Source organism: Dehalococcoidia bacterium, assembly GCA_041649635.1.
GTDB lineage: Bacteria > Chloroflexota > Dehalococcoidia > E44-bin15 > E44-bin15 > JAYEHL01.
This window is the reverse complement of record JBAZMV010000003.1, coordinates 86,071-99,863: the sequence shown is the minus strand read 5'-3', so window position 1 is coordinate 99,863 and position 13,793 is coordinate 86,071. Positions and strand designations below refer to the sequence as shown.

Genomic DNA, 13,793 nt, shown 5'->3' with positions numbered 1-13,793 from the left:
TGCAGGATTCTTCCTGCCGGGGGAATTGGGGGTGTCCCCCAAGAATGGGGGATACAGGGGGTTGATAAGATTCAAATAGAATCTTCATGATTTCATTCCAGCTCCAGCGCTATGGCATCGGCCACGGCTCGCATGCTTTCGATGTAATCCTCCGGCAGCGGGTTTAGCATAGCGGTCGTCCCTCCGATATTACCGGCTATGGTCTCCGCGTACTGCGTTACGGAAGCGGGGTCCATATAGACGTAGTTAAGATTGTACTGCTGTGCCAGGTCGATGCACCGCTGTATAACCTGCGGTGTAGGCTCCTTGCCCTCAAGCTCTATGGAAAGCTGGGTCAGATTGTACTCTGCGGCGAAATAACCGAACGACGGATGGTAAATGAGGAAATGCCGTACAGTGTAACCCTCGAACACGCCGTTGATATATTCGTCCAGGGCGTCGAGCTCGTCCAGGTAGCTGTCGCGATTGCCCTGGTAGTAGGCTGCGTTGTCCGGGTCGACTTCAATGAGCCCGTCGCAGATATTCTCGAGGATAATTTTTACGTTCGTCGGCGAGGTCCAGACATGCGGGTCCATCCCCGGCTCGTCGGCGTCGGTGCTGTCTATGAGTTCGATACCGTCAGAGGCGTTCACGACCAGCATCTCTTCGTTCTGAGCGATGATATTGTCCATCCATGTCAACTCGAACTCGACGCCCGATCCCACCTGCACGTAGAGTTCAGCCTCGCTGAGCGCCACCATCTGGCTATTCAACGGCTGGTAGATATGCGGGCTGGCGCCTACCGGCACCATTACCGTCACGTCGACCCTGTCGCCGCCGACCTGCTGCACGAAGTTGGCATAGGGCACGAGGGTCACCGCCACGCCCAGCTTATCGCTCCCCGAATTACCGCCATCGCAGGCTATCGACGGCAGAATGGTGCATACGAGCAGTACCGTCGCGAATGTTAAAATAATGAGCTTCCGCGTTTTCATCTCTCTATACGACTCTCCCTATTTTAGCCCCGGCGGCGATGGCCTCTGTAGCGTCGCCCGGATTTTCAGCGTCGCCGATAATATGAATCTCTTTTACTTTACCATCGAGCTTTTGCGCCAGGTTGTTGTCGGAAATGGCGCCCATGGCCAGCACGATGTTATCGATGCCGCGTATCGTCTCCTCGACGTCGTCGCGTTTCACCACTGCGCCGTCCGCGGTGAATCTATCGATTGTGCACGACGTTAAGATATTAACCTTCTGCTCATCGAGCCGTTTCAATAGATGATATTTAGGCCCGGGCACCATGTCGCTTGCGATATCCGGCAGCATCTCGACTATCGTCACTTTCCTGCCGTACGAGGCCAGCAGGTCGGCGGTCTCGCAGCCCACCATGCCGCCGCCGGCGACGAGCACCTTCTTGCCTGTAATCGCCTTGAACCTGAGTACGTCGCGCGCATCGACCATATTCGCGCCGTCTACTCCCGGTATCTGCGGAACCAGCGGCGTGCTGCCCGTGGCGATGACCAAAGCATCGGGCTTCAATTTGTCGATTTCAGCAGCGGTGGCCTCCGTCGCCAGCTTTATTTTCACGCCGGCCTTATCAAGCTGGCGCATCTGGTATTTGATATAGGGGAGGAGCTCCTGCTTGGTGGGGGGCACAGCGGCGAGGCGGTACTGCCCGCCGAGCTCCGGCTCCCTCTCGAACAGCGTCACATCGTGGCCCCGCAGCGCCGCCACCCGCGCCGCCTCCATGCCGGCGGGGCCCCCGCCGACAACTACGACGCGTTTAGCCGTCGCCGCCCTGGTGATGGCCATCTCGCGGTCGCGGCCCAGCTCCGGGTTGACCTGACACTTGAAGCTGAACTTGGTCATGAGGGCGTGCAGGCACTCGTGCGAGCACGAGGTGCACCACCTGATGTCCTCGAGCTCGCCGGACTTCACCTTGTTGGCCCACTCGGGGTCGGCCAGCATCTGACGCCCCACGGCCACGATGTCGGCCTTGCCCTGGGCTACGAACTGCTCGGCGATTAGCGGATCGTTTAGCCGGCCCACGGCGATCACAGGCACTTTCGCGGCTTCCTTTATCGCCTCTGCGTCGCGCATGAGAAAGCCCTTGGGCACGGCCATCGGCGCCGCTGTGTAAGCCTCGACGTTGGCATAGACCCCCGTCGAGACGCTGAGGCAGTCGACGCCGGCCTCAACCAGCCACGGGGCGATGGATACCGATTCCTCGATGGTGCGCCCGCCGGGCACGCGCTCGTCGGCGCTGAAACGAAAGATTATCGGGAAGTCCGGCCCGACCTGGGCGCGGCAGGCCTCGATTATCTCCAGGGCGAAGCGCATGCGGCTGCGCAGGTCGCCGCCGTATTTGTCGGTGCGGCGGTTGCTGTAGGCCGACATGAATTGAGCGATAAGATATCCATGAGTCCCGCACAGCTCGATGGCGTCGACTCCGGCCTCCTTAACGCGCCGCGCCGCCTGCGCGAAGCAGTCGATTATCTCATCGATGTCGGCGATGCTCATCACGTGGGGGATATCCTGGCAGTTGGGGCAGGGGCAGGGCAGCATCGAGGGCGCCCACGGCGGACGCTCCGAGCCCACGGCGGGCGCCTGGCGTCCCGGGTGCCACAGCTGTATCGAGGCCCTGGCCCCGGCCCTGTGAATCTCATCCATGAGCTTCTTCCAGCCGGGTATCAGGCTGTCGTCGTATATCGCACCCACGCCGATCTCGCCGAAGCAGAGTGCGAGGGAAGAATGAACGGTCGTGTCCTCGACCATTATCAATCCGCAGCCGCCCTCGGCGCGCGCCACGTAGTGGTCGATGAGGCGTTGGCTGGGCATCCCCCCGTCGTAGGCCAGCAGGGCGCCCATCGGCGCCAGCGCGATGCGGTTCTTCAACTCCATGTTGTTGATAACGATGGGTTTGAACAGGTGCTCGAAGTGCGTTCGCTTCATCATTCCGCCTCCTTATCAGACCCTTCTTGAGTAACGGCTGGTTCAGTCTTGAGCCTTCGCAAACGTCGCCGCCTGAATACAATGATCGATATCGACACTATGATTGCAATGAGGCTCACCCAGCAGGCGGTGGGGAAACCCGCTATTGTCCAGTACTCTATGCGCAGCCACTCCAGGCTGAAACGAATCGTCGAATAGTAAATGACGTATATAATGAAAATCTCGCCGTCGAGCAGACGGTCCTTATAGCGCCTGCCGATGACGAGCAGCATGACGCAGCCGATGAGGTTCAGCATGGATTCGTAGAAGAACAGCGGGTGGTAATGCTCGTATGAGGAGTATCCGGCGATACGGTTCTCGGGATTGATGAAAATCGCCCAGGGCAGGTCGCTTGGTTTGCCGTAGACCTCCTGATTGAAATAATTTCCCCATCTGCCGATAGCCTGCGCCAGTATCAGGCCCGGGGCGCAGATGTCGAACCAGCGCAGAGTGTTCAGCTTTCGCCACTTCGTATAGATGATTCCAGCGATAGCACCGCCGATGACCGCGCCGAAGATGCCCAGGCCGGCGCCCCCGATGATCTCGCCCGGGTTCTGGCTGTAATAGCTCCACTGGTCGATGACGTGATAGGCACGGGCGCCGATAAATCCCAGCGGAACGACCAGCAGCATGCCCGTGAACAGGTGATCCGGATTCTCGCCGCGCCTTTTGGCCTCCACGCGTGACAGTAGAAGAGCGGATAGTATCCCGATAACCATCAGGATGCCGTACCAGCGTATGTCCAGAGAGCCGATGCTGAATGCTATGCCCATGTCTTAACCTTGTTCCGCTTTCTGGCATTCGGGGCAGCGCCCGTGAAACTCAAGGACGTGATCATCCACGACGAATCCGGTGCTGTCGATAAGATGCTGCTCCAGGTCGTTAAGCGCGCAGCTGGCGAAATCCACGACGAAGCCGCATCCCGAACATACAAGGTGATGGTGATGCTCCATAGGCCTCCGAAGCAGGTAGCTGCGGGAGTGTCCCTCGCCGTGCATCTCGCAGATGAGGCCCATACTTGAGAGCAGCTTGAGCGTGCGATACACGGTGACCAGCCCTACGCCGGCGTGTTCGCTGTGCGCCCGCTCGTAGAGCTCGGCCGGGGTGACGTGAGCGTTGCTCTTGGCGATGGCGTCGATCACGGCACGGCGCTGGGGGGTTAGCTTGTAGCCTTTTTGCCTGAGCAGTGTTGACAGATTTTTCGTCAATTCGTATTCTCCGTCACGAACGTTAAATGAAAATCGTTGTCAATTAGCGATATGGATTTATTATATGGAAGTTCGGAAGAATGTCAATAAGGGATATATTGGGGGCAAGGTTAATCAACCCCCTGTATCCCCCAATCATGGGGGAATTGGAAAAAAGATAGGGGACACCCCTAAAACCCCGTCAGGAGACTCTGTCTCCTGTACCTCTTGTTGAGCTAACCTCTCTTTACTAAAGAGAGTCCTTCCATATACCTCAATATCATGGAAGGAAGGGTGAGTTCGTGCCCGTCATTCCGGTGAAAACCGGAATCCATGACAAAGACGAACACATAGGTTCGCCCTTACAAGTCCGTTTTCGATTAATGGTCGTTTACTTTATAATAATGTCGCGATTACCCGACTGATCTAATAAAGGAGCAAAATGACACTTGATAGCTTATTCCATCCGCGCTCGATAGCTGTGGTCGGCGCCAGCGAGGGGCCGTTCAACGGTGTCACGCAGGTGTTCCTGGATACACTGATACAGTTCAAATATAAGGGGCCGGTATACCCCGTCAATCCCAAGTTTGAAAAGGTATCCGGGCTTAAATGCTACCCGTCGGTCAAAGATATCCCTGGCGTCGTCGACCATGTGATATCGATAGTGCCGGCCTCGGCCACGCCGGGCCTCCTCGATGACTGCATAGCCAAGGACGTCAGGACGCTGCACCTTTACACGGCCGGTTTCGCCGAGACGGATGAGAAGGAGAGAGGCGACCTTCAGGAAAAACTCATCGCCCGGGTGCGTGAAAGCGGCGTCCGCATACTGGGGCCCAACTGCATGGGGCTCTTTATACCGGCCGAGGGCATAACGTATTCCACGGCGTTCCCTATGGAGCCGGGGAACGTAAGCTTCATCTCGCAGAGCGGCAGCTACTCGCTGATGGTGGTGCGCGGGGCGGGAGCCCGCGGCGTGCGCTTCAGCAAGGTGGTGAGCTACGGCAACGCCAGCGATATCGACGAGTGCGATTTGCTGGAATACCTGGTGTCCGATCCAGAGACGAAAATCATCGGCGCCTACATCGAGGGCACGAGGGACGGGCGGCGACTGCGCCGGGTTCTGGCTGAGGCTGCGTCGAAGAAGCCGGTGATCGTCATCAAAAAAGGCGGCACCGAGGCTGGCAGCCGCGGAGCGAGTTCGCACACGGGCGCGCTGGCCGGGGACGATAAAGTATGGGATACCCTGTTGCGGCAGGCCGGCGTCATACGCGTCGATGACGCGGAAGATATGGTAGACATGCTGACTACGTTCAGCTTTATGCCGCCTCTCAAAGGCCGCCGCGCTGCGGTGATGGGCAACGGCGGCGGGCCCAGCGTCCGCGCCGCCGACGATGCCGAGCGCGCCGGGCTGACCCTGCCCGAGGCGTCGGACAAGCTGCGGCAGGAATTGAAAAAGTACTCTCCCGTAGCCGGCAGCATGCTGCGCAACCCATTCGACATCGGCGGCTATCACTTCGAATGGGCGCCTGTAATCGACTTAATCGCCGGATGGGACAATGCGGACTTGGTCATCTGGCAGATCGCCCCCGACATCGAGCCTTTCGATAAGGACCAATTCTATCATTTCTGCCTGGACAGCAGGGCCAAGTGGCTCAAGGATTTCAAGGCAGTGAAAAAGCCTGTCGCGGTATGCGTCCACGCATCGGAGAGCGATGTGGCATACGATGTCCTTAAGATAACCCGTAGAGCGTGTGTCGAGCTGGGCTTGCCGTTCTACCCGTCGGTTTACCGCGCGGCGAAGGCCGTAGATAGGATGATCGGGTATTACGAACGTTTGAGGTAGGGGCGAATAATTATTCGCCCACTGATCAACCCCCTGTATCCCCCATTCATGGGGGAATTAGAAAAAAGATAGGGGACACCCCTAGAACCCCGGCAGAGGGAAGACCCTCTGCACTCCCTCATTAACGTTTATAGCGGCTACCCTCTCTTTATTAAAGAGAGGGCCAGGGTGAGTTCGTGCCCGTCATTCCGGACCCGTATCGCCGTACGGGGTAAACTCCGGATGGAATCTGTCGTCTATCCTTGCCACCGGCTTCACGCCAATGTAAAATAAATATCAGAGATGATTGACTGTAGATTAGCCTCTCCTTCTCGGGAGGGGCTTTCTTATGACGGGGCTGGGATCGGATAGTAGAGATGACATTCGATTATATGTTCAACCCGCGCTCGATAGCGGTGGTCGGCGCCAGCAGCGATGCGCACAACGCCGCGACACATATGTTCCTAGACAGCATCATGGCGTTCGGCTACAAGGGCAGGCTTTATCCCGTCAATCCCAAGGAAAAAGAGGTTCGCGGACTCAAGGCATATCCGAGCGTCAGGGATATCCCAGGCCCGGTAGATCACGTGATAAGCGCCATCCCCGCGACGATGATTCTTCAACTGCTCGAAGATTGCAAAGCAAAGGGCGTAAAGACGCTGCACCTGTACACGGCCGGTTTCGCCGAGACCGGCATCGAAGACCGTAGCGACATACAGTGGAAACTGGTGGAGGCAGCGCGCGGCAGTGGCGTGCGCATCCTAGGCCCGAATTGCATGGGCATCTACTGTCCCTCCTCCGGCCTCACATTCTGTCCCGATTTCCCCAGGGAGCCGGGATCGATAGGGTTCCTCTCGCAGAGCGGCAGCTATTCGCTTCTCGGGGTGCGAGCCGCAGCCACCCGCGGGCTGCGCTTCAGCAAGCTTGTAAGCTATGGTAACGCCGGCGATATCGACGAGTGCGATCTGATCGAATATCTGGGCAACGATACAGAAACTAAGATTATCGCCGCGTATATCGAGGGCACGAAAGACGGGCAGCGATTGCGAAGAGTTCTCACCACAGCGGCGGCGAAGAAGCCTGTGATCATCATCAAGAAGGGCGGCACCGAGGCAGCCAGGCGCGGGGCCGGTTCGCATACCGGGTCGATGGCCGGAGACGACAGGGTTTGGGATGCGGCCATCAGGCAGGCGGGGGCTATCCGGGCCGAGGATTTCGAGGAGATGATCGACCTGCTTACAACGTTTCAGTTCTTTCCGCTGCCTGACAGCAAAAAAGCGGTACTGCTCGGTGTTGGCGGCGGGCCCGGCGTGCGCTCGGCCGAGGATTGCGAGCGGGCAGGCCTGATCCTGCACCCGATCCCGGATGCCATAGTTACGGAACTGAGAAAGACCGCGCCGGTGGCGGGCAGCATGGTGCGTAACCCCGTCGACATCGGGACATATCGCATCAACTGGTCCCCCGTTATAGAAACGCTTGCCAATTGGCCTGAGAACGACATGTTCCTCTGGCAGATAGCGCCAGATATGGAACCGTTCGCCGAGGACGGTTTCCTGCGTCAGTACTGCATAGACCAGAGGGCCAAGTTTCTGGGGGAGTTCCTGAAATCGAGAAAACCACTTGCCGTCATCGTGCATATGGCGGAGCGGCCCCAAGCCCAAAACATCTCGAATCTGACGCGCGAGCTGTGCGTAGAGAACCACGTTGCGTTCTACACCTCCGTCTACGGCGCGGCGCGGGCGATCAGTAAGTTTATCGATTGGCATGCCGGACGGGGAACGTAGCGGTGAGGAAATCCCCCTCATTCCCCCTTTACGAAAGGGGGAGTTTCATTTGTTGTTGAAGGTGTTCTTCACCTTCAACCGTCGTTTTCGGCGAATATGTTGGTTATTTGGTAGGGGCGACCCTTGTGGTCGCCCACGGCGGGCAGATACAAGACCTGCCCCTACGATTTTGTCATCCGATATTCCGGTCATTGTGTAGAGACGTCCTTCCCATACGGGAAGGACGTCTCTCGTTTTTTTTGTGGGTTAAAAACCAACCCTTCATCTTGATTGCGCAATACAGGAAGGGCGAACAGCCGGTCGTCCCTACAATTAAATGTGATGACGGGCTTGATGAATCAAGCCCCTACGGTTGTAATTTGCCGCTTGTCCTTGCCACCGACCTCATACCAAAGTAAAATAGATGTCGGCAATCGTCGGCCGTCGCATCGCCTCTCCCGGGACGGAGGGGCATTCTTATGAGAGGGCTAAAGGCGGATTTAAGATGACTTTAGATCGCATGTTCAACCCGAGGGCGGTGGCCGTTGTCGGCGCCAGCGGCGCCGTGCATAACGCCGCCACGAGCATATTCCTCAACAACCTGATGAATTTCGGTTACAAGGGCAAAGTGTACCCCGTCAACCCCAACTTTGAAGAGGTGTGCGGGCTGAAGGCCTACCCGACCGTTCTGGACGTGCCCGGGCCTCTGGACCATGTCATCAGCGCGGTGAAGGCCTCGCTGATACCGGACTTGCTTAAGCAGTGTATCGCCAAGGGCGTCAGCACGCTGCATCTGTATACCGCCGGCTTCGCAGAGACCGGCGATGACGACCGATGCGATATGCAGCAGGACATCGTTTCCATAGCTAAAAACAGCGGCGTGCGCATCATCGGGCCCAACTGCATGGGCGTTTACTCGCCTAAGGCCGGCATCTCCTTCTGCCCCGATTTTCCTGTAGAGCCGGGGAAGGTGGGATTCATCTCTCAGAGCGGCAGCTACTCGCTGCTGGTGGTGCGAGGCGCGGCCGCCCGCGGCGTGCGCTTCAGCAAGATGGTGAGCTACGGCAACGCCTGCGATGTCGACGAGTGCGACCTGCTGGAATATTTGGGCAACGACTCGGAAACGGAGATCATCGCGGCATATATCGAAGGGACGAGGGACGGTAATCGGCTGCGAAAGGTGCTCACCGAGGCCGCGTTAAAGAAGCCGGTGCTCATCATCAAGAAAGGCCACACCGAGGCCGGTAAACGCGGGGCCAGCTCACACACGGGCGCCATGGCCGGCGATGATAAGACCTGGGATGCGATGATCCGGCAGGCGGGCGCCGTCCGCGTCGATGATTTCGAAGAGCTAGTTGATCTGCTGACGACGTTCCAGTTCTTCAAGCGACCAAAAGGCAAGAAGACTGTGGTAATAGGCATAGGCGGAGGGCCCAGCGTGCGCTCCGCCGACGACTGCGAGCGCGCCGGTCTCATCCTGCATCGCATACCGAATGAGATGGTGCACGAGCTGAGGAAGACTGCGCCCACGGCGGGCAGCATGCTGCGCAATCCCGTCGATGTCGGCGCCTACAATATGGATTGGACGCACGTTGTAGACACCCTGTCCGCCTGGCCTGAGAACGATTTATTCCTCTGGCAGATAGCTCCCGATATCGAGCCGTTCCCCAACGAGGGTTTCTACCGTCAGTACTGCGTCGACCAGCGCGCCAAGTTTATGGAGCTGTTTGTGAAGTGCGGCAAGCCCACGGCTGTGGCTGTGCATATGGTGGAGCGCAAGGAGGCTATGGATATCCAGCATGTTACGCGCGAGATGTGTATCCAGCACGGCGTACCGTTCTACACCTCGGTTTACAGCGCAGCGCGGGCCATTGTCAAGTTCATCGATTACCACGCCGGACGATAGGCCTTCAAGCACTTGATGCGCTGCGTCTCGGTGTGAACCTCAGGTTTCCATTTACATCGAGCCTCCGGAGATCGCGTACGGAAGAGATATTTCCCCGGCTGTTTACCCTAATTGGATTGACTTGTAGGATGATTGTGTATTAACATATTTCAACAATTAGTCGATGACGGTTAAAGTTTGGGTCAGGAGGTATTGACTAATGCCGCAAACGGAAATGCCTATGTATTATTATGTAATCAGTATTATTTTAGGATTGTTCACGCTAGTATGCATGTGGTTCATTTTTAGAAAAGCTGGGAGACCGGGTTGGGCTTCTCTTATTCCTATATACAATACAGTTGTTCTATGTCAAATCGCGGGTTACAGCGGGTGGTATGTTCTACTTTTGCTTATCCCGATAATCGATATAATATTTTCATTCTTGATCTATCTTGGGCTGGCCGCTCGTTTCGGTAGAGGTACGCTTTTTGGGATAGGGCTCTTCTTTCTTAGCCCTATTTTTCTCGCGATAATGGCTTTTAATAAGAATATACAATATGAGTATGCCGTTGCGCCAAGCACTTCCACTACAACACCCTCCTTCTCGCCCAGGGAGTACTACGAAAAAAAGGCGGCAGCACCTGCTCAAGCGAGCACATCGGCAGAAGTGAAACCGTCACCGGGCGCGGTTCCTAGAGCGTTTACATCAGCGCCGCTTCCTCCTCCTCCAACACTTTCTCAAAAAGTAGATGAGATGGCAGCTCAGGATTGTTTCACTCTCGCTAATGAGATGGAAACTAAAGGAGAGAAGGAAAAGGCGATCGAGCACTATACCAAGGCGATTAGGCTTAATTCCAGGCATACGGCAGCTTACTTCAAACGCGGGATATTGCTGATGGAACTGAACTGTAAACCGGCTGCAATCGCGGACTTTCGCCGGGTTGTAGAGTTTGCGGATCATCCGGAGCTTGCTGATATCGCAAAGGGACATTTAACCAGCTTGGGAAAGTGAAGAAATAACGCTGGAATTCGACAACGATAATTGCAGCAATAAAAAAAGCCGGCCGGTTTTGACACCGGCCGACCTGACCTCGATTTGTGAAGACGGAATATTATTGAACCGTGATCTCGCTGGCTACATTAGTCGATGCGCTGTATGTCACCTCTACCTCCGAGCCTATCTCGGATACAAGGGCAACAATGGTAGACACTAAGGAGCCGATGTTTATCTCCGTTTCCGAAGTGACGTTCAACTCCAGATCATGTCCTTGCGATATCTGTACGGTTATCGTTCCGGCTATGGCATCTACTGCCGTTAAGGTACCGCTCGCTGTTGTCTGGCCTCCGGCTTGACTGTTACCCTGCCCGTTGCCTTCTCCTCCGGCTTCGATGACTTTGCCTGCAGATATTTGCAGTTGGGCGTTGGTCTGTATCTTAAGGCCCACACCCATCTGTCCACTGATGTTCATGCAGATTTGTGCGTTCGTGCGCACGGTGCCGCCGCTGATATCGACCTCGTTGTTACTCTTTAACTGCACCTGGGCCTGAGTCCGCGTCTGCAAAGCGACGACGGGCGCGAAGACGTACTGGCCTTCGACGGTCTCATGCAGGGACTCGTCGGCGATGAAGTCGAAGTTGACGGTGGCCATGGTTTGCGTCTGCACCTCCAGCATGCACTCCATCTGCAAGCGGTTATTTATCATCATGGCAGTATGAGTGCCGCTGCCGTTGGTTACCCTGACCTGAGAGACGTTCAGCTCAACCATATCGTAGTTGCGCTCCTGAAGCTGAACCTGTGTCATAAGCTGAACCATATTCATCTCTCGGAGCTGAAGCAGGTCGAACGTCTGCGTCTCGTTTGAAACGGTGGTCCATTCTCCGCCCTCGGCGCGAACCCTGATCTGGTTCACCGTCATCTCCATCGCGGTAACCTCTCCCATATTGGCGGCGGCGTCTGTTATAGCGAATACGACGTCGCCTGTGGCTGCGGTGTCATCATTGCCGCAGGCGGCCGCCAGGGGGATAGCCAGCAGGGCCAGCACGAGGAAGATTTTGCCGATAATCGATTTCATAAGTACCTCCTTTGTATGAATGTACTGGAGTTGTTATTGTATAGAAATTCTTGTGTCGAGTCAACCTGTTTGTGAGGGTGTGGGTAATCACTAGTCCAACCGAGTGTACTGTAGCATGTCAAATTGGATTATTAGATGTATGATTAAGTATGATACAGTGATGCATTGTAAATTAAATTTAGTCTCTAGTCTTAAGATATTTCAACGAATATTTTGTCGACTTCAATATCTGTCATAGTGGCGATACAATGGCACACAAGCTCAGCACCATTGCAGTACTCATTGATTTTTTCGTAGTAATTAGGGTGATATTTCTTGAGTTCATGTGGCTTCTTTGTGAAATAAGAAAATAACTTGTAAATCCTATCGTCCGCATATTTCTTTTGTTCTTTTAATTTCTCGTTGAAAATATTCTTTTCCCAATCCTTAATCTCACTTACCATGGTTGATAGGTCTGGAGGGTGTTCTATAATCTCCTTTTCAGAATTTGGTTGTGCATCAAGAAACTTTGCATTATGGTCAATTGCTGCAGTAATAAACCTATCGGTTACATTACGCTGTATATCTGTAAGCCCGAATTGTTTTTTCCAGCTTTCAGGGAACTCATTGTCTTCTACTACCTTCATCTTACGTAGATCGACCAGATCATGTGCGATGTATGCTATTTCGTCAGCTAAATCTACAACTTGGCCTTCTATTGAAGACGGGTGTTTAAATATGACTCGTCCGTCAGAGCCCTTAGATCCAAAGTAGTTAAAATTGATTGAATCTGTACAGCCGGGAAACGTGCACTTTAAGAAAGGGTCTTTCCTCTCGTTGTCTTGATACTCATTATAATTAAACTTAGTATGTTTAAGAATGCCTTCCAATGTCACGCTGGTCAGATTTAGTTTTTCAAAGAGAGCCAATATCCATACACTCTCTTCATTATGCTCAAACCCATTGTCATTGATCATTAACTCTCTCAGAGCATTTTCCCCTAAATGACCGTATGGTGGATGTCCGATATCATGGCCCATGGCGATAGCTATGGCTAATTCTTCATTCAGCCTGAGTGCTCTTGCGATTGTTTGTGCAACTTGCGCAACTCTAAGAGTATGAGTTAACCGAGTTATGCACTTGGAGGGATCACCAGAGACGAATATTTGGCTTTTATGCACAAGACGTCTAAAGGAATCTGTGTATAGAATTTTATCGCGGTCGCGAGCGAACTTTGTTCGGTATTTATGTTCGCCATCTTTATCAGGATTTAGTCGCAATGCTTCTTTACTGTGGGTTGCATATCCACTAAGCAACCCAGCTTCACCACATATTTCGCACTTATATATACGTTCAACAGTTCTAAGTGCTGGCATAAATTACTCGCCCTTTGTAGGGAATTACTATTAAACAGCTATTCAGGTAAGTATGAACCTATGTCGATTCTCAGCATCTGTTCTAAAGGATATACTTGATGTAATGTGCACCTATGACCACTCCAGTACATTTGGTGTTTATCAACTAGTCTGGTATTAAGCAGTTCATTAGCTTTCCCAGTCAGCGCAATTACACCATTTTGCACGCTTATTAATCCTTGATTACGTAGTTGAACGACTTCTCTCCAAAGATCTTCATTAAAAGGTCCATATGAAGTTCTCTTGAATTTCCCGTAGAAAAGTTTAAATGCCTTGTATTCCTGTTTTATTTTAATTTGCAGATATACAAATCGTTGCAGAATACGTTCATCAAGATTTATTCCATCTGCCAGTAGCTTGTTCATAAAGTGAAGCAATATTATTTGCCTTTCTGATATCTCCTCGCTGCGTATTGTATCGTCAGGTGGGAAAGCAACTTTTGGGAATAAATTAATCTCTATCGCTGCATTGCTAAAAAGTTGGGCATATAGTCTGTCCTCTCTTCGTAACCATCGTACACGGGGTTTGATAGCTTTTGCCTCATCAATATGAGTCGCCCCATGTTTTCTGGGGAGCACTAATCTTACTCCAACTTCAGGCCGTGTAAAAATAGGGGTTTTATGCCCAATCGTAATGTTCGCCTCCAGGTCTTTAGCGAAAGGCTCCGATTCCCTTGTTTGCGAACTAACCATTTCACAAT

At 53.9% G+C, this 13,793-nt stretch carries 11 protein-coding genes; 4 read left to right on the top strand and 7 right to left on the bottom strand.

Features of this window, described 5'->3' with window-relative positions; all coding sequences use genetic code 11:
• Positions 1–92: 92 nt before the first annotated feature.
• The 4 genes from WC562_05795 to WC562_05780 are packed head-to-tail and all read right to left on the bottom strand — an operon-like array spanning position 93 to position 4,178.
• A complete protein-coding gene (locus tag WC562_05795) occupies positions 93–974 on the bottom strand; it encodes a zinc ABC transporter substrate-binding protein (protein ID MFA5055671.1) in 882 nt (293 codons plus the stop codon).
• A gap of 4 nt (positions 975–978) precedes the next feature.
• Entirely contained in the window at positions 979–2,934 is a 1,956-nt protein-coding gene (locus WC562_05790) for an FAD-dependent oxidoreductase (protein ID MFA5055670.1), read from the bottom strand.
• Positions 2,931–3,743 (bottom strand): prolipoprotein diacylglyceryl transferase, encoded by an 813-nt coding sequence (gene lgt, locus WC562_05785; protein ID MFA5055669.1) that lies wholly within the window; start codon positions 3,741–3,743, stop codon positions 2,931–2,933. Before lgt ends, WC562_05790 begins: the two co-directional genes overlap by 4 nt.
• Before the next feature lie 3 nt (positions 3,744–3,746).
• Positions 3,747–4,178: a Fur family transcriptional regulator gene (locus WC562_05780; GenBank protein ID MFA5055668.1), complete on the bottom strand. Its 432-nt coding sequence runs from the start codon at positions 4,176–4,178 to the stop codon at positions 3,747–3,749.
• 421 nt (positions 4,179–4,599) lie between these two features.
• On the opposite strand from WC562_05780, the gene WC562_05775 reads away from it, so the two are divergent.
• The 4 genes from WC562_05775 (at position 4,600) to WC562_05760 (ending at position 10,639) form a co-directional block, all read left to right on the top strand.
• Positions 4,600–6,000 carry a CoA-binding protein gene (locus tag WC562_05775; protein ID MFA5055667.1) on the top strand — a complete coding sequence of 467 codons (1,401 nt, stop codon included), beginning with the start codon at positions 4,600–4,602 and terminating at the stop codon, positions 5,998–6,000.
• 356 nt (positions 6,001–6,356) lie between these two features.
• Positions 6,357–7,763, top strand: a complete 1,407-nt coding sequence (locus WC562_05770; protein MFA5055666.1) for a CoA-binding protein — start codon at positions 6,357–6,359, stop codon at positions 7,761–7,763.
• Positions 7,764–8,247: 484 nt separating this feature from the next.
• Entirely contained in the window at positions 8,248–9,648 is a 1,401-nt protein-coding gene (locus tag WC562_05765) for a CoA-binding protein (GenBank protein ID MFA5055665.1), read from the top strand.
• 199 nt (positions 9,649–9,847) lie between these two features.
• On the top strand, positions 9,848–10,639 hold the full coding sequence (locus WC562_05760; protein ID MFA5055664.1) for a DUF5684 domain-containing protein: 792 nt from the start codon (positions 9,848–9,850) through the stop codon (positions 10,637–10,639).
• A 100-nt stretch (positions 10,640–10,739) separates the two neighbouring features.
• On the opposite strand, the gene WC562_05755 is transcribed toward WC562_05760, so the two are convergent.
• The 3 genes from WC562_05755 to WC562_05745 all read right to left on the bottom strand — a co-directional run bounded on the left by WC562_05755 (position 10,740) and on the right by WC562_05745 (position 13,785).
• Positions 10,740–11,699, bottom strand: coding sequence for a DUF4382 domain-containing protein (locus WC562_05755; protein ID MFA5055663.1), 960 nt, complete (start codon positions 11,697–11,699; stop codon positions 10,740–10,742).
• A gap of 191 nt (positions 11,700–11,890) precedes the next feature.
• On the bottom strand, positions 11,891–13,054 hold the full coding sequence (gene dgt / locus WC562_05750) for a dNTP triphosphohydrolase (protein ID MFA5055662.1): 1,164 nt from the start codon (positions 13,052–13,054) through the stop codon (positions 11,891–11,893).
• A 38-nt stretch (positions 13,055–13,092) separates the two neighbouring features.
• Positions 13,093–13,785 (bottom strand): hypothetical protein, encoded by a 693-nt coding sequence (locus WC562_05745; protein MFA5055661.1) that lies wholly within the window; start codon positions 13,783–13,785, stop codon positions 13,093–13,095.
• Positions 13,786–13,793 lie beyond the last annotated feature (8 nt).

Coding starts and splice junctions, on each gene's coding strand:
- WC562_05795 (MFA5055671.1), bottom strand. CDS start 974: ATGAAAACGCGGAAGCTCATTATTTTAACATTCGCGACGGTACTGCTC.
- WC562_05790 (MFA5055670.1), bottom strand. CDS start 2,934: ATGATGAAGCGAACGCACTTCGAGCACCTGTTCAAACCCATCGTTATC.
- lgt (MFA5055669.1), bottom strand. CDS start 3,743: ATGGGCATAGCATTCAGCATCGGCTCTCTGGACATACGCTGGTACGGC.
- WC562_05775 (MFA5055667.1), top strand. CDS start 4,600: ATGACACTTGATAGCTTATTCCATCCGCGCTCGATAGCTGTGGTCGGC.
- WC562_05770 (MFA5055666.1), top strand. CDS start 6,357: ATGACATTCGATTATATGTTCAACCCGCGCTCGATAGCGGTGGTCGGC.
- WC562_05765 (MFA5055665.1), top strand. CDS start 8,248: ATGACTTTAGATCGCATGTTCAACCCGAGGGCGGTGGCCGTTGTCGGC.
- WC562_05760 (MFA5055664.1), top strand. CDS start 9,848: ATGCCGCAAACGGAAATGCCTATGTATTATTATGTAATCAGTATTATT.
- WC562_05755 (MFA5055663.1), bottom strand. CDS start 11,699: ATGAAATCGATTATCGGCAAAATCTTCCTCGTGCTGGCCCTGCTGGCT.
- dgt (MFA5055662.1), bottom strand. CDS start 13,054: ATGCCAGCACTTAGAACTGTTGAACGTATATATAAGTGCGAAATATGT.
- WC562_05745 (MFA5055661.1), bottom strand. CDS start 13,785: ATGGTTAGTTCGCAAACAAGGGAATCGGAGCCTTTCGCTAAAGACCTG.